13 protein-coding genes and 1 pseudogene are annotated in these 26,514 nt (G+C 55.5%); 8 read left to right on the forward strand and 6 right to left on the reverse strand.

Annotated elements, in window-relative coordinates:
• Positions 1-17 precede the first annotated feature (17 nt).
• Genes uvrA through RB_RS16300 form a run of 3 tightly spaced genes read right to left on the reverse strand, consistent with a single transcriptional unit; the run spans position 18 to position 8,316 of the window.
• Complete coding sequence (uvrA, locus tag RB_RS16290) at positions 18-6,653, reverse strand: excinuclease ABC subunit UvrA (protein ID WP_011121648.1); 6,636 nt, start codon at positions 6,651-6,653, stop codon at positions 18-20.
• A gap of 53 nt (positions 6,654-6,706) precedes the next feature.
• Positions 6,707-7,798 (reverse strand): protein arginine kinase, encoded by a 1,092-nt coding sequence (locus tag RB_RS16295; RefSeq protein ID WP_007328432.1) that lies wholly within the window; start codon positions 7,796-7,798, stop codon positions 6,707-6,709.
• Positions 7,795-8,316 (reverse strand): UvrB/UvrC motif-containing protein, encoded by a 522-nt coding sequence (locus RB_RS16300; RefSeq protein ID WP_007334154.1) that lies wholly within the window; start codon positions 8,314-8,316, stop codon positions 7,795-7,797. The genes RB_RS16295 and RB_RS16300 overlap by 4 nt, the downstream gene beginning before the upstream one ends.
• 232 nt (positions 8,317-8,548) lie before the next feature.
• Between RB_RS16300 and trpE the strand changes: the two genes are divergently transcribed.
• Complete coding sequence (gene trpE / locus RB_RS16305) at positions 8,549-10,192, forward strand: anthranilate synthase component I (protein ID WP_011121650.1); 1,644 nt, start codon at positions 8,549-8,551, stop codon at positions 10,190-10,192.
• A gap of 130 nt (positions 10,193-10,322) precedes the next feature.
• Positions 10,323-10,814 (forward strand): YegJ family protein, encoded by a 492-nt coding sequence (locus RB_RS16310; RefSeq protein WP_011121651.1) that lies wholly within the window; start codon positions 10,323-10,325, stop codon positions 10,812-10,814.
• Between the two features lie 545 nt (positions 10,815-11,359).
• On the opposite strand, the gene RB_RS16315 is transcribed toward RB_RS16310, so the two are convergent.
• Complete coding sequence (locus tag RB_RS16315) at positions 11,360-15,328, reverse strand: PVC-type heme-binding CxxCH protein (RefSeq protein ID WP_164922111.1); 3,969 nt, start codon at positions 15,326-15,328, stop codon at positions 11,360-11,362.
• 600 nt (positions 15,329-15,928) lie between these two features.
• Here RB_RS16315 and RB_RS16320 point away from each other — a divergent pair.
• Positions 15,929-16,537: a hypothetical protein gene (locus RB_RS16320; protein ID WP_007339182.1), complete on the forward strand. Its 609-nt coding sequence runs from the start codon at positions 15,929-15,931 to the stop codon at positions 16,535-16,537.
• Between the two features lie 57 nt (positions 16,538-16,594).
• Here the strand turns inward: RB_RS16320 and RB_RS28135 are convergent, their stop codons facing one another.
• Positions 16,595-17,086: a hypothetical protein gene (locus RB_RS28135; RefSeq protein WP_231845698.1), complete on the reverse strand. Its 492-nt coding sequence runs from the start codon at positions 17,084-17,086 to the stop codon at positions 16,595-16,597.
• 268 nt (positions 17,087-17,354) lie between these two features.
• Between RB_RS28135 and RB_RS16330 the strand changes: the two genes are divergently transcribed.
• From RB_RS16330 to RB_RS16340, 4 genes and pseudogenes are all read left to right on the forward strand, one after another.
• The gene (locus RB_RS16330) at positions 17,355-18,770 is read left to right on the forward strand and encodes an isoaspartyl peptidase/L-asparaginase (RefSeq protein ID WP_011121656.1); all 1,416 of its coding nucleotides are present in this window, start codon (positions 17,355-17,357) and stop codon (positions 18,768-18,770) included.
• Positions 18,771-18,958: 188 nt separating this feature from the next.
• A pseudogene (locus tag RB_RS28140) lies at positions 18,959-19,911 on the forward strand (DUF1549 domain-containing protein); the annotation flags it as partial.
• Between the two features lie 63 nt (positions 19,912-19,974).
• Positions 19,975-21,984, forward strand: coding sequence for a DUF1553 domain-containing protein (locus tag RB_RS28600; protein ID WP_338111411.1), 2,010 nt, complete (start codon positions 19,975-19,977; stop codon positions 21,982-21,984).
• 44 nt (positions 21,985-22,028) lie between these two features.
• Positions 22,029-23,510 (forward strand): DUF1501 domain-containing protein, encoded by a 1,482-nt coding sequence (locus tag RB_RS16340; RefSeq protein WP_011121659.1) that lies wholly within the window; start codon positions 22,029-22,031, stop codon positions 23,508-23,510.
• 34 nt (positions 23,511-23,544) lie between these two features.
• On the opposite strand, the gene RB_RS16345 is transcribed toward RB_RS16340, so the two are convergent.
• Positions 23,545-25,395, reverse strand: coding sequence for a sulfatase-like hydrolase/transferase (locus RB_RS16345; RefSeq protein ID WP_164922112.1), 1,851 nt, complete (start codon positions 25,393-25,395; stop codon positions 23,545-23,547).
• 78 nt (positions 25,396-25,473) lie between these two features.
• Between RB_RS16345 and RB_RS16350 the strand changes: the two genes are divergently transcribed.
• Positions 25,474-26,511: an NAD-dependent epimerase/dehydratase family protein gene (locus RB_RS16350; RefSeq protein ID WP_011121661.1), complete on the forward strand. Its 1,038-nt coding sequence runs from the start codon at positions 25,474-25,476 to the stop codon at positions 26,509-26,511.
• Positions 26,512-26,514: the final 3 nt, after the last annotated feature.

Consider the following 26,514-nt stretch of genomic DNA (forward strand, 5'->3'; position numbering starts at 1 on the left):
GTCGCCTCGTCAACACGTCAGGTCGAGGACCGCGTCCGATCCAAGTGCGTTTTCAAGAACGTCTTCAGCTTTCGACTGCGTGCATGATCCACGTCAGTCAAATGAAATGTCAGCGTCACGCGTTCAGCATCGCTGAGGTCCAACGTGCCGGTGTCGGAGCGAGATTGAAGCACATCCAAAGCCAACAATTGCTCCAAATCGATCGCGGATTGCGGCCCGCTCAATTTCAGCCGGACACAATTGCTCACCTTGGTTTCGACTTCCGCCCAGTGAGGCAACGGAACGTCCTCTTCGCCCGATTCTAGCCGAACCGACACGCGGTCCGGGGCAGGGTACTCGACCGCACCCTCGCCGGCGACGTTTGACAACATATCTAGCAAACCCTCGACCAGCTCGAGCGGCCACTGAGGCGGTGCGTTCTCAGGAAAACCTTTCGGCAACGTGTGCCACCGACGTCCTAAGGCTCGCCAAGGTTGCAGCAAGGCGTTTGCCGAATCGCTTTCGGTTTCGACCTCCGCATCGTCTGCCAGCAACGAAATTGGCTCGGGCGAATCCACACGAAGAACGGCTTTGGGTTCCCTTGCGATCTCGTTCGTTGTCGCTGCAGCGGAATTGGACTCCAACACTCGGCCGTTCACTGCGGGTTGCCAATCTAGCACCTCACGCGGCTGAGCCGTTCGCGTTCCCGCCAGTGCATCCGCCAAGAACGGCGCGGTCGCGGAAACCCATTCGTCGCTTTCGCGATTGACCGGGTCCGCCTTCGCAGCCAAACCTTCTGGGGTTCCGGCAAAGACGACCTGCCCACCATGGACTCCGGCACCAGGCCCAATGTCAACCAACCAATCGCAGCACTTGATGACGTCCAAATTGTGCTCAATCACGATCACGGAATTTCCGAGCTCGACCAAACGCTGCATCACAACCAGCAATTTTTCGATGTCACCGAAATGCAAACCCGTTGTTGGCTCGTCCAACAAGTAAATCGTGTGCCCGGTTGCTGGACGAGCCAACTCGGCCGCCAACTTCACCCGCTGGGCTTCTCCACCAGAAAGAGTCGGAGCCGATTGACCGAGCGTGACGTAATCCAATCCAACATCACAAAGCGTTTGAATGACGCGAGCGATGCGTGGATGCGATGCAAACAACTCGACCGCTTCGCCGCATGGCATCTCCAACACATCCGCAATCGATTGCCCATGCAGTTTGACTTCCAGCACATCCTCGTTGTAGCGTCGTGCACCACAATCGTCGCAAGGCACCCAAACATCTGGCAAGAAGTGCATCTCGATTTTGCGTTGTCCGCTGCCTTCACACGATTCGCAACGACCACCAGACACATTGAAACTAAACGTTCGCGGCGTGAATCGGCGTTCACGCGCGGCTGGCAGTTCCGCAAAGAGCCCACGAATCAAATCAAACACGCCGGTATAGGTCGCCGGGTTGCTGCTGGGTGAATTCCCCAGCGGTGATTGATCGACCTGGATGACCTTGTTGACGTACCGCAGACCATCGATCGCATCGTGCTGACCGGGTTTCACTTTGGCCCGGTGCAGACGCCTGGCCAAAACCGGATAGACGATGTCGTTGATCAACGAGCTTTTGCCGCTGCCGCTGGGGCCCGTGATCGCAGTCAAAACGCCCAACGGAATGTCAACGTCCACGTCTTGAAGATTGTTCTCACGAGCACCTTTGACAGACAAAAACTCCACCATCGGCTTGCCCGATTCAGAGAGCACCGGACGGCGAACCGCGGGCAACTCAATCTGTTTATCGCCCAATAGGTAAGGCGCCGTGACAGATTGGTCGGCTGGTTCCACCGCGTCGGGTTTTCCCTGTGCGACGACGCGACCACCGTGGCGACCGGCTCGAGGCCCAAAGTCACACAAATAGTCGCTTCCTGAAATCACATCGTGATCGTGTTCCACCACCAACAACGTGTTGCCTTGATCTCGCAGTCGGTGCAGCGCCGCGAGCAATCGTCGGTTGTCTCGCGGGTGCAATCCAATCGTCGGTTCATCCAGCACATACAACACGCCGCATAATCCACTGCCGAGTTGCGATGCCAAACGAATTCGCTGAGCTTCACCGCCCGACAAGGTTGGTGCACCGCGATGCAAGGTCAGATAGTCCAGTCCCACGTCTCGCAAGAATCGAACGCGCGATTGGACTTCACGAATGAGCTCACCCGCGATCTTCAATTCGCGACGATCCAGATCCCAAGAATCGACTTCTTCGGACAATCGATCCAGTGGCATGTGCACCAAGTCGCCGATCGTCAAATCTCGAAAACGAACGGCCGCTGAGTCATCTCGCAAACGCGAACCGTCACAAACCGAGCAATCAATTTCGGCCACGAACGCTTCCAATCGCATTCGCAATCCCGGCGTCAAACGAGACGCTTCCTCCAATGCGGGGTAGAACCCTTTGAACTGGAACCGAAACAGCACGTTGCCTTCACCAAAGTGATCGCGTACCTCTTCGGCGTGTTCATTTTCAGAAGATGATTTTTCATCGGTCGTGTCGCCTTGCCGAACTTCGACCCAACGCGGCCCCAAACCGTGGAACAAAAGACGACGCTGTGACACCGTCAGCCGATCAATTGGTTGATGGATCGGGATACCCGTGGTGCGAGAAAGAGCCCGCAACATCCACCGACTGACCGCGTGATCGACCGACGGCCACAGCAATGCGGCACCGACTGCCAACGTTGTCTGAGGCGTTCCCATCAAAGCAGCCGGATTCGTGCCCGTCTGCGTCCCCAATCCTTCGCAACCGGGACACCAACCAATGCCAGAGTTGAACGAAAAGTGGTGCGGGGTCAATTGCGAGAACGAACGCCCGCAGGACTCACAAACCAAATGCTGACTGTGTCGAAGCACATGCCAATCCCGTTCGGGTTGGTCCGAATCCGCGATCGCCACATCCAACACACCGACACCCAGCGACAACGCTTGTTCGACGCTATCGCTGATCCGGGACTGTTCCTCCGGAGCGATCTTGATTCGGTCGACGACAATTTGCACCAAGTGAACCCGTCGAGGATCGAGAGCTTTCGCATCGTCCAGTTCCACCGTTTCACCATCGATACGAACGCGGGAATAGCCCATCGCACGATAGCTTTGCCACGTTGCAAGCGATGCTTCGCCGGATTGAACCTCGATCGGCGCCAGCAACAAAGCTCGTGTGCCCTTTGGCAATCCCATCACCTTGTCGATGATTTGATCGGGCGTTTGCGTTCCCACCGGCACCGAACAATCAGGGCAGTGCATCGTGCCGAGTTTGCTGTACAAAATCCGCAAGTAGTCGTAAACCTCCGTGACCGTACCGACGGTACTACGAGGCGAATGGCCGAGGTTCTTTTGCTCCAGCGCCACCGCGGGAGACAGGCCTTCGATGCGTTCCGCTTTGGGCTTTTGAACCTGCCCGATGAATTGTCTCGCGTAACTGGACAACGACTCGACATAACGCCGCTGACCTTCGGCGTAAATCGTGTCCATCGCCAGCGAACTCTTGCCGCTACCGCTGGGACCACAGAACACAGTCATGGCATCGCGAGGGATTTCTAAGTCGACCGACTTCAAGTTGTGCTCGCAAGCACCTTCGACCACGACGTGGGTCCGTGACTTAGCCGGAGGAGCCACAATGTCGCGGATCGCTTGGGCACGCTTCTTGGCCTGTCGTCGTTTGATACCGAGCACTTCGGCGAGTGCAGCACCAGTGTAGCTGTCGTCAACTTTCGCGACCTCAGCGGGACGCCCCTCGCCGACCACTCGACCGCCACCGGCACCGCCCTCGACACCGATGTCGATCACCCAATCCGCGGTTTTGATCACGTCCAGATTGTGCTCGACAATCACAATGGTATTGCCACGATCGGCCAAACGGTTGATCACACCCAGCAACAAATCAATGTCGGCAAAGTGCAAACCGGTCGTTGGCTCATCCAGCACGTACAGTGTGCTTCCGGTATCGCGTCGACTCAATTCTCGCGAAAGTTTGATGCGTTGAGCTTCACCACCGGACAGAGTCGGCGATGGCTGGCCGAGCTTCAAATACTCCAGCCCCACGTCGACCAACGTCTGCAACTTTTCGGCGATCTTCGGTATGTTTTGGAACAGATCCAAAGCCTCCGAAATATCCATGTTGAGAACATCGGCGATCGACTTGCCTTTGAACTGAACCGACAACGTTTCGCGATTGTAACGTTGGCCTTGGCAGACCGGGCAAGTCACCCAGATATCGGCCAGAAAGTCCATCTCCAACTTGGTCGCACCGTTTCCATCGCACGCGGCGCATCGCCCGCCGTCAACGTTAAAACTGAATCGACCAACCGAGTAACCACGAGCCTTTGCTTCCGGCAACTTCGCAAACAGGTTGCGAACCTCGTCGAACACCTTCACATAGGTCGCAGGATTACTGCGAGGCGTACGGCCAATCGGCGACTGATCGATCGCGATCGTTTTGTCGAGATGCTCCAGACCCTCGATGGAATCATGATCGCCGACTTCCGCTTCGGCCCCGTTGAGCGCATTGCGAAGAGCGGGTTCAACGATCCCGCCAATCAATGAACTCTTGCCGCTGCCGGAAACCCCGGTCACGCAAGTCACCACGCCCAGCGGAATGGAAACATCGATGTCCTTCAAGTTATGAAACCGCGCCCCACGAATGGTGAGTTGTTTCTTGGAATCGACCGGACGTAGCTTTTCACTCGGCGTGATTGCACGAGCCCCCGACAGGAACGCTCCCGTAACGCTTTCCTTGGATCGATGCAGATCATCGATCGATCCAGCCGCCACGATGTGACCGCCTTTGACGCCAGGCCCCGGACCAAAGTCCACGATCGTGTCCGCCGCACGCATGGTGTCTTCATCGTGCTCAACCACAATCAAGGTGTTGCCCGCATCTCGCAAACGGGTCAACGTCGTGATCAAACGATCGTTGTCACGCGGGTGCAAACCGATCGAAGGCTCGTCCAAGATATAGAGCACCCCCGACAAACCCGATCCGATTTGACCGGCCAGTCGAATCCGTTGGGATTCACCGCCGGACAAGGTTGGAGCCGTTCTGCCGAGCGTCAAGTATTCCAAACCCACACCGAGCAGGAACCCAATTCGCCCGCGAATTTCTTTAAGAGCCTCACCGGCAATTTGCGTGTCGGTTTTTGAAAGCGGAATGTCGCCGAAGAACTCCATCAAGGAATCAATGGAGAGCTCGCACAATTCTGGCAGCGATTTGCTTTTCGATTCGGCAAAGTCTTTCGAGCCCGTCGAGATACGAACCGCGCAAGCCTGATCGTTCAGTCGCTTCCCATGACAATCCGGGCAATCCATCGTGTTCATGTACTTTTCGAACTGACGCAACTGCATCTTGTTGCGACTGGTTCGATAGCGATCGAGCAACTCGGGAATGAAACCCTCAAAATTGCCGACGTACTTCTTCGCTTTGCGTCCGCCTCGCCAAGTGAACTGCATCGAATCATCGGCACCCCACAACCAAATGTGGCGAGCGATCTCCGGCAATTTGTCCCAGCGGGTTTCCAGCATCGTGCCGGGTTCGAGTTCCAACTCCGCGTCCATCGCGTCAGCAACGCCGCGATAGATGTGACGCCGATAGCGTCCCAGGTCTCCCCATTTGCCGAGCAACGCGATCGCACCTTTGCGAATCGACAGCGACTCATCCGGGATCAATAACTCGGGCACAAACGTGTACAGACGGCCGATCCCGTCGCACGAAGCACACATCCCCTGTGGGCTGTTGAAGCTGAACAACTGGGGCGTCGGTGGCCGGAAGCTTCGGCCGCAATTACCGCACGAGTACTTCGACGAGAACAGCTGATCATGGCGAACCGGAGGCACATCCTCTCCGTTGGGCGGCCCCACCGAAGCGATCAAGGACGACTCGCCCAACTTCAGTGCCAACTCAACCGCCTCGATCAATCGCGGTCGTTCAATTTGGTCCGCGACGATTCGATCGATCACGACTTCCACATCGTGACGGCGAGTTCGATCCAGCGGAGGAGGGTCGCTCAGCCGGAACGTTTCCCCATCAACTCGGGCGCGGTTGAAACCTTGTTTGCGAAGGTCCTCAAACAAATCACGGAATTCACCTTTTTGGCCGCGAACCAGCGGAGCCATCACCCACAAGGTGCCGTCTTCGATCGCGGCTTCGGTATCGGAATCTTCGGACGATTGCTCGTCTTGCCAACCATCGGATGCCAATTCCAACAGACGGTTCACGATGACATCCGTCGTTTGAGCCGCAATTTCGACGTCACATGCCGGACAGTGTCCCGTGCCGACACGAGCGTACAGGACTCGCAAGAAGTCGTAGATCTCCGTGATCGTGCCGACGGTACTGCGAGGATTGTTGCCGGTCGACTTTTGGCTGATTGAGATCGACGGGCTCAGCCCGGTCACTAGATCGACATCGGGTTTGGGCATCTGCCCCATGAATTGCCGAGCCGAATTGCTCAGGCTTTCGACGTATCGACGTTGCCCCTCGGCGTACAGCGTGTCAAACGCGAGCGAACTCTTGCCACTTCCCGATACACCCGAGAAACAAATCAGCTCCCCTCGCGTGAGCGTCAAATCGACGTCGCGCAAATTGTGTTCGCGAGCGCCTTTGACGATGATTTCCCGTTGCAACTTGTCCACTCATTGGGTCGGCGTTTGATACATCCATTCAGTCAGACGCATCGTCGAGAAAGTCAGTTCAGTTCGTCGGCGCGATCGGCTGGCCCACACAAATGACGTTGCAAGTAGCTGGCTCGCTGGACGTTCCGATCGCTGGTCGTCAACACTCGGCCATGCAACTTTTGCAAGTGAGCCGGCTGAGTGTGGATGAACAATTTGTTGATCGTTGCCAATTGCACGTCGTCGATCAGCCCCAGGTTCACGCCCATGCGAACCTTGGACAAGTAATGCATCGTCTCTTCGCTGCTGATCTTTCGGGCGGTGCTGAGAATTCCGAGCGCTCGGCTGACATCGTCATGCAGATCCTGCTGGCCTTTGTCAATTAAAAATTCGCGAGCCTTGCGTTCGTAATCGATGATCCGTGGCACGACCTCTTGGCCGACCATTTCTAGCAATTCTTTCTCGGTGTGCCCGAGCGTCACTTGGTTGCTGACTTGATAGAAATCGCCCGTGTACTGCGACCCTTCGCCGTACAAACCGCGGACGGTCACGTTGATCCGCTGCATACTGCGGAACACTTTTTCGATTTGCTGGGTGATCACTAAACCGGGCAAATGCAGCATCACGCTGACACGCAGCCCCGTGCCGACGTTGGTCGGACAAGCCGTCAGGTAGCCGAATTTGTTGTGAAATGCGTACAGCACCTCACCTTCGATCGCATCGTCGATTCGGTCAATTTGTTCCCACGCACTGACCAGATCCAGTCCGCTGTGCATCACCTGAATGCGCAAGTGGTCCTCTTCGTTGATCATCACCGAGTATTGCTCGCTGGGATCGATCGCCACGGCGCGGCTGCCTTCGGAGTCCGCGATTTCTCGACTGATGAGCTGGCGTTCGACCAAGAATTGGCGATCCACTTCGCTCAACGTCGCGATGTCGACGTAGGGAATTTCGTCCCAATCGGGCAAATTTTCCAGCCGCGAACGAACCTGACGTTCGATCTTTTCACGATCCTCAGGGCTGCATTTTCGGATGAAGGGGAATCCCGCCAAATTGCGGGCCAAACGAATGCGGCTGCTGATCACGATATCGGATTCCGGGCCCGTGCCACGCAACCATTCACCGCTGTTTTTGACCAACACCGACAAGTCGGTGGCTTCTTTCATATCGCGTTTCCTCGACGTTTTGGCTCGCCTTGGATCGCGTTGATCTGATCTCGCAATTCGGACGCTCGTTCGTATTCTTCTCGTTCCACCGCGGCTTCCATTTCTTTTCGCAAACGGATCAGATCCGCCTGAGAATCCGCGGTTGCGGCCGCTCGGGTGGGCCGCTTTCCGGTGTGTTCCAATGAGTCGTGAATGTTGATCAACAACGGTTTGAGATCCGCTTCGAAGTGGTCGTAGTCCAGGGGGCAACCCAACCGTCCCGAATTGCGAAATTCAAAGAAAGTGATTCCGCAGACAGGGCATTCTTTCTGGTCCAGCTTCCGCAATTCTTCCTTGGTTTGGCCCAATTGCAGTTGCTTGGCCAACGCACCGGCGACGCTGGAAACCGGAGTTGGCTCGCCTTTTTGCAGCACGTTACGAGCATGCTGCTCGCACAAGTGCAACACTTGCGGCCCATCGGGTTCGGTCAATTCGGTGATGTGGAAAGTCGCCGGTTTATCGCAGTACTGGCATTTCATGAGAGTCTCGCAGGATGGCTCGCTAAATTCGTGACACTGGTTCCGTGTCCTTGAACGTCCCGTGTTCAAGGCTCTCTGCTCTTCCGAGCTCTTTCACCCTTGTTCGGGTCAAAGATACTGCTCAGGAATCTTGCTCTGGCTTCCGTGGCACGATGCGGAATTCGCGATACGAAGCGAACTTCGCGGCACGATTGCTGTCATGGTCGGCATCACGGCTCCGTGATGACCGCCCGTGGAGGCGGACTCGTTCACGCCTTGGAATTCTATCGCTGGCCAACCCGGTTTCCAAGCCCGCCGTCGCACTTCACACTATCGCAACGTCACAACGCGCCGAAACTTCATGCTTGGAAACCTCATGCACCAACCGCCGCTTTCGTCGTTCGAATCGCTGGCCCGTCGGTTCGACTTCGTTCCCGTCTACCGACGCTTGCTCTCTGATACGTTGACCCCCGTCACGGCGTTCATGCACTTGGACGATGGAGGCCCCGCTTTCCTGATCGAAAGCGTGATCGGAGGCGAAAAGGTGGGACGTTTCAGCTTCCTGGGCTCTCGACCACTGGCCCGATTCACGGCCAAAGGCAACACGGTTCGGCGGACAAACATGTCCACCGGCGAGGTCGTTGAATCCCAGTGCGATGATCCACTGAACGCTTTTCGCGAGAGCTTTCAGGACCGCACTGCCACCCTGGACGGGTTGCCTCCCTTCATCGGTGGAGCAATCGGGTACGCGGGTTACGATGTGGTGCGTTATGTCGAGAATTTGCCGGACACCACCGAGGACGACCGAAACCTTCCCGATCTGAACTTCGCCTTTTATCACACCCTGTGCGTGTTCGATCACGTCGATAAAACCATCACCGTGGTCTCCCTAGCCGATTGCCGCGGCATTGACGAGGAAACCGATTCAACCGCCATTTCCGAGGCTCGGCAAGCCGCGGCCGAAGAAGTCGACCAAACGATCAAACGCCTGATGACCAGTCCACCCGACCTCCGGGTGGACGAGATCATCGAAGAAGACCAACGCCAGCCGCTGCCGGTCGAGTCCAACTTCACCCGTGAGTCGTTCTGTGACGCGGTTCGCCACTGCGTCGAGTACATTCGTGCCGGCGATATCTTCCAAGTCGTCCCCAGCCAACGACTGACCGTCAAAAGCGACGTCGACCCGTTCGCGGTCTACCGCTCGCTCCGCGTCGTCAATCCGTCGCCGTTCATGTTCTTTGTCCGCAACCCGGAATGCGTCCTGGTGGGTTGCTCGCCGGAGATCATGTGCCGGGTCAAAGACCGTGAGGTCACGGTGCGTCCACTTGCCGGAACGCGGCCCCGTGGAGCAACTGAAAAAGAAGACAAAGCTCTCGAAAAAGACTTGCTGGCCGACCCCAAGGAACGTGCCGAACACGTGATGCTGGTCGACCTGGGTCGCAACGACATCGGCCGGATCGCCGAATTCGGCACCGTGGACTTGACCGAAATCATGGTTATCGAGCGTTACAGCCACGTGATGCACATCAGCAGCGAGGTGCGAGGCAAACTGCGGGAAGGCCTCGACGCCTTTGACGCTCTGAAATCATGTTTGCCCGCGGGGACTGTTTCAGGTGCCCCCAAAGTCCGGGCGATGCAGGTCATCGACGAGATCGAACCGCATCGTCGCGGCCCCTACGGTGGCGCGGTGGGCTACATCGACTACCGAGGCAACATGGACACCTGCTTGGCCCTTCGCACGATCGTGCATCAAAACGGGGCGTATCACGTGCAAGCCGGCTGCGGAGTCGTCGCCGACAGCAACCCCGACTCGGAATACGAAGAAACCCTCAACAAGGCCCGCGCCCTGATCGCCGCGATCGAGTGGACCATCGCCCGAGAATCCCGCAACGCCTGAACTACCTTCAGCGATAGGCTTTCAACCTGTTTTGACCACAGGAGCGCGACCACGTGCGATTACAATCGCCGCAAGCATCGCCCGCCATGGGCCTGCTACCGCGACGCTCAACTCCCCAAAGGAAAATGCATTGAATCCCAGATTGCTAACCGGGTTCGTCCTATCAACGCTCATTGCAGTTTGCGGATGCAGCGAGTCGCCCATCGCTGATTCTTCGGTACCTCCGGTCGTCAGCATCGAAGACGACGACTCAGAAATGAACGCGGCAATCGCTAAGGCACAGGAGACGCTTTCATTCTTCGAGAACAACTGGAAGACAATGGATAGCGATGGCTACAGCCTCAAATTCGCGATGCCAACATCAGGCGGCGAACTGGAACACATCTGGTTCTCACCCATCAAATTCGAAGGCGATGAGATCACCGGGGAGTGTGCGAACGACCCAGAGGATATTCCCAACCTTAAGCTTGGTGACGTGCGCACGGTTACTCGCAACGATGTCTCCGACTGGATGATTATCGTCGGCAAAAAGTGCTACGGAGGCTACACGATCCGAGTCCTTTCAGAGCGTGAACCTGACGTCGCTCCACCACTTGAGTTCGTTGACCCACCAACGAACTAGGCTCGGCCCAAAGAGAAGCCTCCCAAAAGAAGAGGCAACAATGCCCGCTGGCCAAACCGTTCTCTGCGACACCCTTCAGGGTCGGTGTTCGCGAGCGACCGTCAACCGTAGGTGCGCTGTCGCGACCTACGGCTACCATCTTTCATCCCGTCGGGATTCTTTGCACAGAACACAACTGCCAGCAGGGCAATCGTTTTATGAGCCTTTCACTCACTTCCGTTGCTCGCCTCACGAAAGCCCCATCCCAAAGGGATGAAAGAAAGTAGCCGGGGGTTTGAGCGACAGCGAACACCCCCGGATTCAAAACGCGAGCATCTATTCGACCCCGGAGGGTGTCGCAGATCGATCGCTACGACGCCCTCCGGGGTCGGTGTTCGCGAGCGACCGTCAACCGTAGGTGCGCTATCGCGACCTACGGCTACCATCTTTCATCCCGTCGGGATATTCGTTGTCATCAACCAACCGTTCGCCCTCAACCAACTTGGCAGCGTGAACCGGTTCGTTCGCGCTGCCAAGATCGATCCTCAGCCTGCATCAAAGCCGACTCACTTTTTGCGGACTTCGATGATGTACTTCAACAAGTCGTTGAACTCTCGACGATTCTTCATCTGCCGCATCAGGTTCTCGGGCATCAACGACACCTCCGACTCGATCACATCCTCGACGTCGTATTGCGAAATCGTGATGGGTTCCGGTTGAGCGAGATTGCGTAACACAATCTCGTCGTCGTTTTCACTCACACGAATGCCAGTGAAGATCTGACCATCCGCCGTCAGCACGCTGACCTGTGCGTAATCCTTGTCAATCAACTTGGACGGGCGGAGCAGGGCGTCGACCAACTCTTCCCTCGAGCGTTTGGTCGTTGCCTTTTCTAAATCTGGCCCCATTCGCACTGTGCCGGCCGGCGGCGAGTGACACGCAAAGCAAGCCGCTGACGATTCATGGAACAACCGTTTGCCACGCTGAAAATTCCCCTTCGCCAAAGCGACCTGAGCCAGCTTGGCTGGTGAAGCGGCCAACAACTCCTTTTCCAACTCTTCGTTCGAGAACACCTCCGTCTCCGGTGTGACGCTCTCATCCATCAGCTCCTTTTCCAGCGGATGCAACTCAAGAATTTCTTCCGGTTTGTAGAACGTCGTCCGGCCTTTGGTCTCCTCGCGAACACGCGAGACGGCCTCTGGACTGACAACAGACGCTTCATTCCCCCAAGTATTCCGAACAAAGGTCAGAACCGCCGCCATTTCGTCGTCCTTCAACAAGGAACGGAACGCGGTCATGGGCGGCACACCTCGGGCGGGGTCATACGTCTTCCCTGCCACGGTCATTTTGCCCCACACACCATGCAGAGCCATCTTGATCAGCCGATCTTCGCTCCCGTTGACCCAGGGACTACCGACCAACGGTGGGTAGACGTTTGGTGTTCCCTTGCCGTGAGTCATGTGGCAGGTTGCACAATGCGATTCACGCTGATAGATCGTTGCACCCAACTCGTAAGTCTTCCGATCGGCGCCGCTGAGGTGCTTGGGAGGATCAAACTTGACGAACTCAAGTTCTGCGGGCGCGGCAAACTCGCTTCCGCCCTTCGTATCGACGTTTTCCCAAAAGTGGCGAACCGTCTTGGCTGCAACAACCGCATGCCGGACATCCGATTCCAACAACTGATTCAGCAAAGCCTCATTCTTGACGCCATTTCTTTGATGCAACCAAAGTGCTTCCAACAAGTGATGAGCTTCTTTTTCATCGTTGGGATCGAAACTCGCCATCCACTTTTGCGTCGCCGCGATGACTTGGTCGGAGTCATGCTTGGTGAGCTCGACTCGAGTCCGATGCCGAACGCCGTTGACGGGGTGTTTGAGATTTTCAAGCAACGCTTCGATAGACTGGCCCGCGATTTTGACAGGTTTTTGCAGGGGCCGATTCTTGACCGTCAAACGAAAAATCCGCCCGTGAGCGTGGTCACGATTGGGGTCACGAATGTTGTGCTGCATGTGGCCGATGATCGCGTTGTGCCAATCGGAAACATAAAGAGCACCGTCTTCGCCGACGACCGCATCGGTGGGCCGGAAATTGCGGTCGTCACTGTTGAGCAACTCCAATCCTGGCGTTCCCCAAACCTCACCGAACTCGCGGTGTTGCTCTTCCTGATCAGCGGAAACGATTTTGATGTCCACAGCAGCGACAACCTCATCGCCGTCAAAGAACTCGATCTTTCCGTTGTTGAAACGATCTTCGAAGCCTTTGCGATTCCAGACCTTGAACTCGGAGATCTGCACGGGCGACGGGAAGTCACCTCGCATCCAAGGGTTGTTCTGCTGCGACGTGTGAGCAAAGTTTCCCTTGTCTCCATCGACGAGCCGTTGCACAGGAAAGGTTCCGTTGTTGTATTCGCTCGACTGCGCCAGCTTGGCCGTTTTCGCAATATTCCGGCCCCCGCTGATGACCTCCACTTCCGAAAGGTTCATCTGTTGCCGACCATTCACACTGAGTTTGAACCCGGTGATTTTGGCGTCCTTCAGAGCAGGGTGGTCAACAGTGATCAACCCGCCATTTCGAGTGATCTTAACCGGCCCCGTCTCCTCCTTCAGAGTCTTCTCCGCGGCAGCCTCCTCTTCAACGTCACCTTCTCGATCGAGCTTGTATTGCTTCACCCCCAAGAACCCGATCGTGTTACAGATCAGGATGTCGTTTTGAAGTTCTTCAGGAAAATGCTCGGAAGATAGAATTGCATTGGCTGCCACCGGTCGAAATTCTTTCTCCAGCAGTTTGTGCATTTTAAAGCCATTGCCTTCGGGCCGAACTTGATAGCAACGCCCACCGGTCCCATCGCTGGCATAGCAATAACCCCAGTAGTCGAAACTGGTGCCGTGCGGATTGGGGGAGTTACCCGCATGTGGAGTGATCGCGAACGTCAGCGGGTCAAATCGGTACATCCCCGACGCCCCAATGTTCAGGTTCTGCTTCCACGGAGTCTCGTGGTTGTGAACGAGGAAAATCCCGCTTTGCCAATAGATCCCACCGTCTGGTCCGTAAACCAAATTGTTGGCGGCGTGGTGAGTGTCGGAGGTACCAAGCCCTTGCAAAATGGGGTATCGCACGTCCGCCTTGTCATCGCCATCGGTGTCCTTCAAGAACAACAGGTCAGGTCCGGACGTGACAACCACACCGCCGTTCCAAAATTCAAACCCGAGAGGGTTGTGAACGTGTGCGAAAATCTTGCGGACATCAGCTTTGCCATCGTTGTCAGTGTCCTCCAATATCATCAAGGAGTCATTCATCTCCTTGCCAGGTTCCCACTTTGGGTAAGTGTTCCAACTGGCCACCCACAATCGTCCATGAGCATCAACTTGCATTTGGACGGGGTTGGCTAAATCGGGAAACTGAACTTCCGACGCAAAGACGTTGAGCTCGTAACCTTCCGGGACGTTGATCTTCGCCAGAGATTCCTCTGGACTTAAGTAGGCGACGCTGCCCTCTTTCATAGCATTGGAACTGGCACTCCCACCACCGATATTTGAGGTCACTTTGACCGGCGGTGGAACATTGCTGTCGTCAGCCTGCAAGGTTCGCCCATCTGCGGCTGCCCAAATCACTTTGTCGCGATTGGCGGTCATCACGTCGAGCATCACCAATTCATGCTTCAGCACATCTGCGTTGCTTTGCCCATCCACGAACGTCAACGTGGAACGACTGCCCCAAATGTCATTGCCGTCGGTCGCTCGATACCGGTTGTGCCAGTGCCAGTTTTTGTCCTCAATCGCTTCGTACAAATCCTGAAGCTCTGCATCAGACGCTGGCTTTTCGCCTAGCAATGCCTGTGAAATGATACCAGCGAGTTGCTTGTAACCAGCCTCATTGAGGTGAACTCCGTTGAGCGTGAGTCGCTCGGAACTCGACTGAAACAACTGGTAAGTCGGCGAGAACAAGTCAACAAACTTCGCGCCCGTGATTTCGGCTGCCTCACGAGTCGCCTCGGTGTAAGCGGCCAAGTTGACATTCAGTTCCGCCCCATCGGGCAGACTCGCGTCGCCTGTGTTCTCGTAGGCGATCGGACTGAACAGGACGAAACGCAGATCCTTTCCGTCATCTTTTTGCACCTGCGTGTAACGCTGAACCAGCTTGATCAATTCATCGCGATGCTCGCCGGCTTTTTCCGGTCCGGCAAACGACTCGTTGAAACCATAAAAGGTGAAAACAACATTTGGCGCGACGTGCTTCAAATATTCGGTGTCATTGGTGAACCCCTGGTTTCTCGGGCGTTGATTAACACGATCCCCCGAAAAACTCATGTTTCGAAAACTGACGTCGAGCCCTTTCAACTGATGCTGAAGAAAGGTTTCGACCCAAGGATCATGCTGCATCCGATCGGCCAGGCCGTTGCCATAGATGGCGACGACATCGTTCGATTGGAACTCAAAAGCGTCCTGTGCATCAGCTCGTTGCGCGATGCCCGGAATGACGCCGGCACATAGAAAGAAAAGGCTCCATTGGAGGACAGTCGTGATCCTTTGCGGCATTGTTCGCTTTCTCAGTTGTCGAATCTTGGAGTGCAGTTTCAGCTTTTGTTCTGCAGGCCAGCGAAACTGGCTGCAAACGAAGCATCCTAACGTGGAGTGACGGAACGTGCACACGTTTTCCGCTGGGGTATCGCGGACTGGTACTGTAACTTCGTAAAGAACAGACAACAGCATCAAAGAACGACGTAAGCTGTTCACGAAAGCGAATCCCCTGTCGATATGCGACAGCCAACGAACACTTTGCGACGTTCACTGAACTGGGGCGTTAAACACCGTACCACCGTCTGGACAAGTCGCGGATTAAGCTTTCAGCTCGGAACGCTCCCGCGAGTCTTCAAGCCGTGGCTCAATTTATCATGCAACGGATTGGTCGCTTTTCGTGTCTCTGGTTTCCTCAGCATTCCCTATCCGGCGGTCCCTCATAACCGTTCTAGGTCGAACGCGTGGCCTTCGGCACAAGGAGTTTCTTCGCTTCTCCCATTGACGCTCGTGCTCCGTCCGATTGTTGGTGCAAAAGTCTCTTCAGGCAGCGAATGGATGGCGGTCGTCGGACCGTTTCTTTGAAAACCAGCGCCGAGCAGTGGCACAGGAGCGGAACGCATGAAGACGACCAACGTGGACCATTTGAAGAATGATTTGGCACTGAACCAGATCATCGAATCGTGCAACTCGATTCAGACAACCGTCCACAAGGCTCAAATGCTTCCAGTCTCGCGTGGAGAAACCGGACCTCTCCGATGGCGTGAATCCTGTGACAAGAAAATCGCGATCGCTGGAGACATCCTTCAGTTCCAACTCACGTTGGAGATGCCACAGGTCACTGACGAGTGCGACGTTGTGCAACTAGCACTTTCGCGAAGCTACGGTCCCAACTTGATGTTCGATCAAATTGTATCGACCCACATCGATGGAAAGCCCGCTCGGCCGACAAACCATTCCATGCACCGGAGTTTGGATCTTCATTTCAATGCGATCCAAAGTGGTTCGACCGTTGTCATTCGGTACCAAGTCCGCGTCGACCGCACCGCGGATCCATCAATCGTCGCTCTCGACAACATCGATGTCCGCTGGGCGTTCCGCTCACAAAGCAAACGCGATGCTGCCCGCAAGGCACACACGGCTTCACCAGGCGTCTCCGCCCCACACGTCACCGGCCTCGTTCCGGCTGCCCGTGCAAAAGCGTCGGCTTTGACTTCAAGCGTTGTTTGAAACGTCTTCCGAACAGAAACGAAAGATCTGGCAATCGGCGTGCTCCATGCCAGATGCTCAGCGTCTCGGGGGGCTTTTATCGACGTTGACTGACGCGAGAGTGTACGCATCCTCTGAACGTCCTTGTTCACGAAGTCGGGCGGCAATGCGTTCTGCCCGAGCCGCGCGTTTAGATTCGGCTCGTGCGAGTCGATACGCCTGAACATCCGCCTCACTTTGCATCAATGCTAGCCGCTGCTGCTGAGTGTTCCGATACGCCGAGCTCGCGATTTGACGCTGGCTTGCCAACAGTTGTTGCTGATACTGCGACGCGATCAGGTTGTTTTGTGGATAGCTGCTGACCAATGCGTTCTGCCCATATGGATTTTGGGCATACTGCGAGCCGCTCGTGAATGAAGTGGGACTGCCTGATGGCGGTCCTCCACCTCGAGAACGACACTGGCCAAATGCTTCACCGCCAAAGAACGCAACGGATAACAAAGTCGCTGTAGCGACTAAAACGCCACGTCGGAAATCTTTCGCACCAAAATCATTTGTACCGAAATTCATTGTGTACTCCATCGCGTCGTCGAAGAATCAAAGGCAACCGACGCCGCCAACGCGACGACTCGTCCTCTACCTAACCAAGGACACTTTCGCGAAAAAACGTCACGTGAAGTCGATCCAACGCGGGCAGAGCTTATTGAACCGAGCCGGAAATCGAATGAGATTGAACCGGGGATGAGCGACGTCTCCCCTTTCGGCTGTTCCCTCACCGGTGGAAAATGGATTCGATGTCCCTCTCCTAATTTGTCAGTGACGCTGAAGAGCTCGTGCCATGAATTTTAAGACAACGATCCTTGCTGCGGCCGTTGCGTTTGCGTTTGTCGCCCCCCGAACAATCCAAAGTAAAGAGCCTGCCATGAAGACCAAATGGGCCATTGTGATTCATGGTGGAGCCGGCAGCTCACCGGCTCAACTTGGCGACGCATCGAGTAAGCAACGCACCAAAGGTCTGCAACACGCGTTGCAAACCGGTCGCGATATGCTGGCGGACGGCGCGACGGCCATGGACACGGTTGAAGCCGTGATTCGAACCTTGGAAGACGATCCAATCTTCAACGCTGGACGAGGTTCAGTTGTGACGAACGAGGGACGCGTCGAGATGGATTCATCGGTGATGGATGGCAAGACACTCGCGTGTGGCGCAGTTGCTGGGGTGACACGGGTCAAGAACCCGATCTCACTCGCACGCCGGGTGATGACAGAGACGAAACACGTGCTGCTGGTTGGTCCCGGTGCCGACGAGTTCGCGGAAACTCAGCAAGTGCCTCTCGTCGATCCGAAATACTTTCTGTCCCAACGCGATGGCGATGACGCATCCAGCATTGCTTCGGCAACTCAGGATGAAGACGAATCGCATCTTGGAACCGTCGGCTGCGTCGTGCTGGATTCCCACGGCAACCTCGCGGCTGGAACCAGCACCGGAGGCACAGCAAACAAACTGCCAGGTCGAGTCGGTGATTCACCCATCGTTGGGGCGGGCACCTACGCGGCCAATGGATTGTGCGCCGTTTCAGGAACCGGCGTTGGCGAAGAGTACATCCGCAACAGTGTCGCGTATGACATCGCCGCGCAAATGCGGTACGCGAATCAGTCGCTCGAGTCAGCAGTCACCGACATCATGCTGAATCGACTCGATCCGGGTGTTGGCGGATTGATTGCTGTCTCTCAGCAAGGCGAGATCGTGATGCAGCACAACACCCCTGGCATGAGCTGCGCAGCAGCCGACAGCACCGGACGTTTCGAAACGCACTTGATTCTCGACAACGGTGGAGCACCGGCGGAAGCGACAACCAAATCAAACCCATCCGCATCCGACGAATCAAAGATCAGGGAACTGATTCAGCAACAGGCCAGCGATTGGAATGCGGGCAACATTGACGCTTTCATGAAGGTCTATTGGAAGAGCGATCAACTCACGTTCTCCTCCGGTGGTGACGTGACACGCGGATTCGACGCGACATTGCAGCGATACAAAGAACGCTACCCCACTTCGGAAAAGATGGGAAAGCTCACTTTCACAGACCTGGAATTCCTTCCGCTGGGTAACTCCGCCATGCAAGTCCTCGGCGTTTGGAAACTTGATCGAATGGAGCCGATGGAGGGCAAGTTCACGCTCGTTTTCCGACGCTTCCCCGAAGGTTGGAAGATCGTCCACGACCACACCTCAAAGTCCCCCGACTCGCAATAGGAGTGAACGACCGCCGATCTTCAAAGCAGAAAGGGAACTCGCTGATTCGTTTCCACCCGGCTCGGGTGGTAGACTCTTCCGTCACGGATCAGTGCCACTTCAATTCCCCTTCGATCGTGACGAGCATGGTTTTCTGCTTTGGAAAGGGCTTCCCAACGCGCGTCGGACTGCTGACGCTGGCATGGGTGATGTCGATCTCAACCAACGCATTCGCTATCGATTTCAATCGAGACGTGCGGCCCATTCTCTCAGAGAACTGCTTCCATTGTCACGGGCCGAATGCGGAATCACGCGAGGCCGACCTGCGACTGGACACTCAAACCGGCTCCCGCCAAGAGCTCTCGGGAAGCCCCGCGGTCGTGCCAAATGAGCCGGACCAAAGTGGACTGATCGAGCGGATTTTTTCCGACGACCCTGATAGTTTGATGCCGCCGCCCGAGTCGAAACGCAAGCTGTCGGCTCATCAAAAGTTCATTCTCAAATCATGGATCGCCGAAGGCGGTGATTACGAACAACACTGGGCCTTCATCGCACCGACTCAGCCAAGCGTTCCTGAGATTGATCAAGCCGCGAGTTCTTCTCATCCGGTGGACCGCTTCATTTGGAACCGATTGCATGAACGAGGTCTTGAGCCTTCCAAAACCGCTGATCGACGCACACTGATTCGCCGAGTCTCACTTGACCTGACGGGACTCCCGCCGACGCCGGAACAAGTCAATTCCTTCGTCAATGAGTCTGCTCTGAATGCCTATGAGCGGTTGGTCGATCGGCTGCTTGCTTCCGAACAGTTCGGCGAACGTTGGGCGAGACCTTGGTTGGACTTGGCTCGCTATGCGGACTCCAATGGGTTTCAAGCTGACCAATTGCGAGACAGTTGGGCCTATCGGGATTGGGTCATCAACGCGTTGAATGATGACATGCCGTTTGATCAGTTCACGATTGAACAACTCGCCGGTGACTTGTTGCCGAATGCGACGATCGATCAAAAATCGCAACAGGCTTCCATCGCACCGTGCCGTGCAATGTCGAAGCCGGCGTACACCCAGAAGAAAACCGGGTGAACCAAGTCATCGACCGCGTCAATGCGACGGCGACAGCATGGTTGGGAATGACCATCGAATGCGCGCAGTGCCACGATCACAAATACGACCCGGTCAGCCAAAAGGAATATTACAAGCTCTTCGCGTTCTTCAACAACACACCAATGGAAGTCGAAAACCCAAGCGGCAAAGGCGTGTCGTTTGACTTCTGGGGTCCCAAAATGGACCTGCCACTACCTCCAGATCAAGCGAGCAATCGAAGCCGCCTGCAAGCCGAAATCGCTTCGCTCGAAGCCAAAAGAAACGCGGTGTTAGAAGCAGGTGATTTCGAGAACTGGACACAGCAACTCTCAATCGCGCTCGACAACCAACCTGAATTCAAAACGCTTTCAATCGCCTCGGTCAGTTCGACCGGTGACGAAGAGATGAAGATTCTCGATGACCAGTCGGTCTTGTTCACAGGCAAGCTTCCCGACAAGACTGTCTACGAGATCCACTGTGATGAGATTCCCGCAGATGTCATCGGATGGAAAATCGAAGCGTTGACTCATCCGAGTCTTCCCGGAACAGGCCCGGGCCGCGGCGATGCCGTCCGGTCCAACTTCATCTTGAGTGAATTCGAGGTAGAGATTGTTTCGAAGGAAGGCAGCCCCACCCAACGTCTGGACCTGCATTCAGCATCCGCCGACTATTCCCAGCCCGCATGGAACGTCGCCAACGCCATCGACGGTGATCTCAAAACGGGTTGGGCGATTGCATCGAAATTCCAACAATCGCACTGGGCACAGTTTCTACTTCAAACGCCACTTCGCCAAAGTGAAGACTCAACGTTGCGATTCCGCTTGGAACAACGCTACGGAAGAGGCCGAACGATTGGTCGCGTGCGTCTTTCAGCGCTGTGCGGCAATCCACTCGCAATCAACGTCCCCGAACAAGTCGCGAAAGCGGCCAAGAAACCTGCGAAAGATCGATCCCCCAGTGACTTTGCAACGCTCGAGAGTCACTTCGAGAAAACCAACCCGAAGGCGAGGGCACTCCAACGAAAGATTCAAAAACTGACGAAGCAACTGGAATCAACCCAGCCCGCCACCACGCTTGTCATGGTGGAGATGGAAGAGCCACGCGAAACCTTTGTGATGCAACGTGGCAACTACTTGTCACCTGGGGACCGAGTTTCACCGGGGACGCCGATGGCTCTTCATCAAATGAACGAGGACCTTCCAAAGAATCGCCTGGGGCTAGCACGTTGGTTGGTCGATCCCGCGAATCCGTTGACCGCCCGTGTGACGGTCAATCGCTGGTGGGCTCAATTGTTTGGTCAGGGAATCGTAGACACGCTGGAAGACTTTGGAACGCAGTCATCGCCACCGACGCACCCCGATTTGCTCGACTGGCTGGCCCTTGAATTGGTCGAATCAGGTTGGTCGATGAAACATGTCCTGAAAACGATCGTGATGTCGGAAACCTATCAACAGGACTCCAAAGTTCGGGCAGATCTGATCGAGGCCGACCCGGCGAATAAATGGTACGCGAGGGGACCGTGTTTTCGCATGTCAGCGGAGATGATTCGCGACAATGCTTTGGCGGTCAGCGGATTGCTCTCCGCAAAAATGCACGGTCCTCCAATCATGCCGCATCAGCCGACGGGAATTTGGCGTCAAGTAGGGCGGAACGAACCGAAGTGGATCGCGGCAACGGATCAAGACCGATACCGACGCGGCGTTTACGTGGTTTGGCGACGCGCCGCACCTTACCCCAGCTTTGTGAATTTCGATGGTCCCGATCGAAGTTCTTGCGTGGTGGGTCGGCCGAGAACCAACACGCCGCTGCAGGCACTGACATTGCTCAACGATCCGGCTTACGTCGAAATGGCTCTCGCTCTGGCAAATCGCATCTTATGTGAACACCCTGACGGGAGCGACTCCGATCGACTTTCGGCGGCATTCGAAATCGTTTTGTCGAGACGACCAGCCCCCCAAGAATCCGCTCGGTTGATGACGTTCCTTGATGAGCGAAAGCAGCACCTTCATTCCAATCCCGAGCTTGCCAAGTCGCTCGTTCGAGAGCAATCGTTTCCGAACAACACTGTTTATCCATCCACAGAAGAATTGGGCGCATGGTTCTACGTCGCGAACGTCCTGTTGAATTTGGACGAGACAATCACGAAGGACTGAAACCTCCCCGCAAATCCCTCGACTCATTGAGATGATCGTCGAAGATGAAAACCTATCGATCCAAACAACGAATCAATGTGTCCGCTGCGGCAGCAATGTCAGCGAACCAGACGCGTCGACAACTCTTTCAGCGTGCCGGCATGGGCCTCGGAGGATTCGCTCTGACATCGCTGTTCCAGTCTGAACAAAACGCAGCGTTCGGACAGGAGAAAATTGGATCCGCGGTTGGAACACACCATCCAGCTCGCGCCAAAAGTGTGATCTACATCCACATGGTGGGCGCCCCGTCGCATCTGGATCTGTTCGATTACAAACCGGTTTTGCAGGAGCGTTCGGGACAACTATGCCCGGATGAGTTCTTCAACGGAAAGCAATTGGCATTCATTCGTGAACAACCGAAGTTGTTTGGCACCCCAACGGACCAAGCTTTCCAATTCCAACGTTGTGGAGAATCAGGAGCACAAATTTCGAACCTGATGCCCAACCTACAGACGGTCGCCGACGAATTGTGCTTCATCAAAACGCTGCATACGGACCAATTCAATCACGCACCCGCCCAAATGTGTTTGCTCAGTGGTTTCGAGCGATTCGGCCGGCCCAGCATCGGTTCGTGGGTCAGTTATGGGATAGGAAGTAAAAACAAGAACCTACCGGACTTTGTCACGCTGATCACGGGTCAAGTTTTGGGAGCGGGCAACAGTGCATGGGGAAGCGGCTTTCTGCCAACCGTTCATCAGGGAATTGAATTCCGCAGCCAGGGTGACCCGGTCCTTTTCTTATCTAATCCCGAGGGCATGCGGCCGTCGGACCGTCGAAAGGTTGTCGATGCCGTCAAGGATCTCAATGCTTTGCGGTTGGATGATGTTGGTGACCCTGAAATCTCGACCCGCATCAGCCAATACGAGATGGCCTATCGGATGCAAACCTCCGTTCCCGAGTTGATGAACATCGATAATGAAACGGCCGACGTTCATCAGATGTATGGCACCGAACCGGGAAAAACGAGCTTCGCCAACAATTGCTTGCTCGCCCGCCGTTTGGTCGAACGTGGAGTACGTTTTGTACAACTGTTCGACCAAGGATGGGACCACCATGGAAACATCGAGAATCGCTTGGCGGCAAAGACGAAAGAAGTGGATCAACCGATCGCTGCGTTGATCAAAGATCTCAAACAGCGAGGCATGCTGGACGATACGCTCGTGGTCTGGGCCGCTGAGTTTGGTCGCACTCCGATGGCACAGGCGAGCAACGGTGGTGGCACGCCGACGAAAGTCGGACGAGATCACCACAAAGAAGCGTTCACGATCTGGATGGCGGGCGGCGGAACCAAACGTGGTCACACCCATGGTGCGACCGATGAACTCGGCTACGGGATTGTAGAAAATGGCGTGCACATCCATGACTTGAATGCCACCATTCTTCATCTGCTAGGGATCGATCACCAAAGACTCACCTTCCGCTACCAAGGACGCCAGTTTCGACTCACCGACGTACACGGAAACGTCGTCAACGACATCATCAGTTGATGCCTTTGAAACGGTCATTCCGGAGAGTGCATCATTAGGGCAACTGCCGAGTGATCGTAAGTCCGTTCAATTCAATCATGGCACCGGCTTGGTCGGTTCGCTGCAAAGCGATCGTTGAGACACCGGCGGCAAGGTCAACGACTCCGAGTGAATGCTGTTGAAATGTCAGCATTCGCCGAGGAGTCGCCTTGGAATCCAAATCAGGACGGACAACGCTCTTCATCGTGAATCGCGGCAGCGTTGTGGTGGCCTCCTGGTCGCCGGCCTTCAGCACAATCTCGGCCGAATCCGAATCGCAAACGTAGTGAATCACGACTTCGTATCGACCACTCTCTTTCACCTCAATAGGCCAAGTGATTCGGTCTCGCGTCGTTGTCCAGCGATCAGCCCAACTGTGTGCCCACGAAATTCCATCCGCAAACCCGACGCCGCCTTCCAGCTTCGCATCCACAGCGGGCAAGTAAACGGACCGCATCGAATCAATGGGCACCGGCCGAATCGCTGTGATACTGGGTGTAATTTCCTGAACATATTTTTGGATCTGCGATCGCAACTGCTTCGTCAGTTCCGGATGACTCGACGCGATATCGGTGGTTTGGCCGGCGTCGGTCGTCATGTCGAACAAAGACGCCTTCGACTTCTCAATCGTCAATCGGTGAGTATTGGTTCGCACCGCCGCCTTGCCAAACTTCTGCAATTGCATCGGATTGGGGCGGTAGGTCAGGATCGAACGATCGGCAAGTGTGGGATCGGCCCCATCGCGTATCAATTCGACCAAGCTCCTGCCGTCCAGCGGCACCTTTGTCGGTAAAGGAATATCACACCACTGCATCAGCGTCGGCAACAGATCGATGTGAGCCGCAACTTGCGAAATGCTTTGCGGCTGAATGTTTCCTGTCCAACGGATGAAACAAGGCACGCGGCAACCTCCTTCGTGAACGCTGCCTTTGGTTCCTCGCATGCCACCGTTGAAACGCTTCCCATTGGGCCCGTTGTCGGTCAGAAACACGACGATGGTCTCCTCATCCAACGAATGGTCCGAAAGACACTTTAGCAATCGAGACACATTGGTGTCGATGTTCTGCACCATCGCGTAGACCGCTGCTGTTTTCTCGTCGATCGAACCGTCGTTGTATCGATCGAATAAATCTCGTCTCACCTGAAACGGACCATGCGGCGCGTTGAACGGGACGTAGCAAAAGAATGGACGGTCGTGATGGTTTTGAATGAACTCCACCGCGGCATCGGTCAACACGTCCGTGATGTATCCCTTGGTTTGCACTGGCGTGCCGTTTCGTTCCAACAACGCATCGTCGTACAGATTGAAATGGCCGCCGCAGAAACCAAAGAACTCATTAAACCCTTGTCCGTTCGGGTGCAGCGGCATTTGGGCACCATTGTGCCACTTCCCAAAGCAGCCCGTCGCATATCCGGCGGAACGATACAATTCGGCGAGCGTTGTCTCTTCCGCTCTCATCACTTCACGCCTTCCGGTGACACCGGCGACTCCCGAGCGTTCGGGATAACGTCCCGTCAGCAAAGCCGCTCGTGTGGGAGCGCAAACAGGAGAGACATAAAAGCGGTCCAACCTCGCACTTTCATTCGCCAGAGCATCGAGCGTCGGAGTTGAGATCTTTGGATTCCGGTGCGCCGCCAAATCACCCCAACCTTGGTCGTCCGTCAAAATCAAAAGCACATTGGGACGATCGGAAGCCTCTGCTTGGATCGAAGTTCCTGCACCGATCACGAAGAGAACCATCACGACGGTACGACAAATCTTCTTTGCACAAAAAATCGTCTTTGCCATTCTGATTCTCAGTGTGTCCAGGATTGGTGGGGCGGGGTGGTTGTGGCTTTCCGGAACCAACGTCGCGACGGATTCCACGCCATGATAACTGCGCCTGGGCGAGCACAGTGTTAGACTTTCAACCACTTCCTTTGGCTCACACACAAGCAACCAACCATGGCTCTCGAATTTCCCGAGTTGATCGAATCCGAAGCCCAACTTGACGCACTGCTCGCCCGGCCATCGGACGAGTTGGTGAAGTTCATGCAACAACTCGATGGCGACCTGATCATCTTGGGCATTGCCGGAAAAATGGGCGTCAGCCTGGGACAACTGGCTGTCGCTGCCATTGAGAAAGCAGGCCTGCAAAAGAACGTTCTCGGGGTGGCTCGCTTTTCTGATGCGGACGCTCGCGCTCGCCTGGAATCTGCTGGCATCAAGACGATCCAGTGCGATTTGCTCAACCGAGAAGCGGTGGCCAACCTTCCTTCCGTGCCCAATGTCCTGTTCATGGCCGGGCGTAAATTTGGCACCGAGGGCGACGAACCTTTGACTTGGGCCATGAACACGATCGTTCCCGCGAACGTCGCCCATCATTTTCGCGATTCCAACATCGTTGCGTTTTCCACCGGGTGTGTTTACCCGCTGGCTCGTTTGGATCAACCACCGAACGAAGACACTGCACCGGGGCCGATTGGTGAGTACGCTCAATCGTGCCTGGGGCGAGAACGGATGTTTGAGTACGGCAGCCTCGAGTGGGGAACACGCGTTTGCCTGTACCGGCTTAACTATTCGATTGACCTGAAGTACGGCGTGCTGCATGACATCGCCACCAAAATCTGGAACGATCAACCGGTCGACAATTCTGTCCAAGCCTTCAACGTGATTTGGCAGGGTGATGCCAACCAGCAAGCGTTGATGTGTTTGGGGCAGTGCACTTCACCGGCAAACGTCCTCAATGTCACTGGTCCAGAAACATTGCTCACCGAAGATGTTGCGATGCAACTCGGGGAACTGTTGGACAAGCCCGTTCGCTTCACAACCACTCCAGGCAATGCGTCTTACTTGAGCGATAGTTCCCGAGCAACCAAGCTGTTTGGGGCTCCATCCGTCAACGCCGAACAACTGATTCGTTGGCAAGCCCATTGGGTCAAGACCGGTGGTCGCTCGCTGAACAAACCCACCCATTTCGAAGTCAGCGACGGAGCGTATTGAACC

The organism is Rhodopirellula baltica SH 1 (assembly GCF_000196115.1).
Taxonomy (GTDB): domain Bacteria; phylum Planctomycetota; class Planctomycetia; order Pirellulales; family Pirellulaceae; genus Rhodopirellula; species Rhodopirellula baltica.

Bases quoted from the DNA above. Each gene is read 5' to 3' on its own strand.
- RB_RS16295 (WP_007328432.1), bottom strand. From the start codon at position 7,798: ATGAAAGAAGCCACCGACTTGTCGGTGTTGGTCAAAAACAGCGGTGAA.
- RB_RS16300 (WP_007334154.1), bottom strand. From the start codon at position 8,316: ATGAAATGCCAGTACTGCGATAAACCGGCGACTTTCCACATCACCGAA.
- RB_RS16315 (WP_164922111.1), bottom strand. From the start codon at position 15,328: ATGCCGCAAAGGATCACGACTGTCCTCCAATGGAGCCTTTTCTTTCTA.
- RB_RS16320 (WP_007339182.1), top strand. From the start codon at position 15,929: ATGAAGACGACCAACGTGGACCATTTGAAGAATGATTTGGCACTGAAC.
- RB_RS28135 (WP_231845698.1), bottom strand. From the start codon at position 17,086: ATGAATTTCGGTACAAATGATTTTGGTGCGAAAGATTTCCGACGTGGC.
- RB_RS16330 (WP_011121656.1), top strand. From the start codon at position 17,355: ATGAATTTTAAGACAACGATCCTTGCTGCGGCCGTTGCGTTTGCGTTT.
- RB_RS28600 (WP_338111411.1), top strand. From the start codon at position 19,975: ATGGAAGTCGAAAACCCAAGCGGCAAAGGCGTGTCGTTTGACTTCTGG.
- RB_RS16340 (WP_011121659.1), top strand. From the start codon at position 22,029: ATGAAAACCTATCGATCCAAACAACGAATCAATGTGTCCGCTGCGGCA.
- RB_RS16350 (WP_011121661.1), top strand. From the start codon at position 25,474: ATGGCTCTCGAATTTCCCGAGTTGATCGAATCCGAAGCCCAACTTGAC.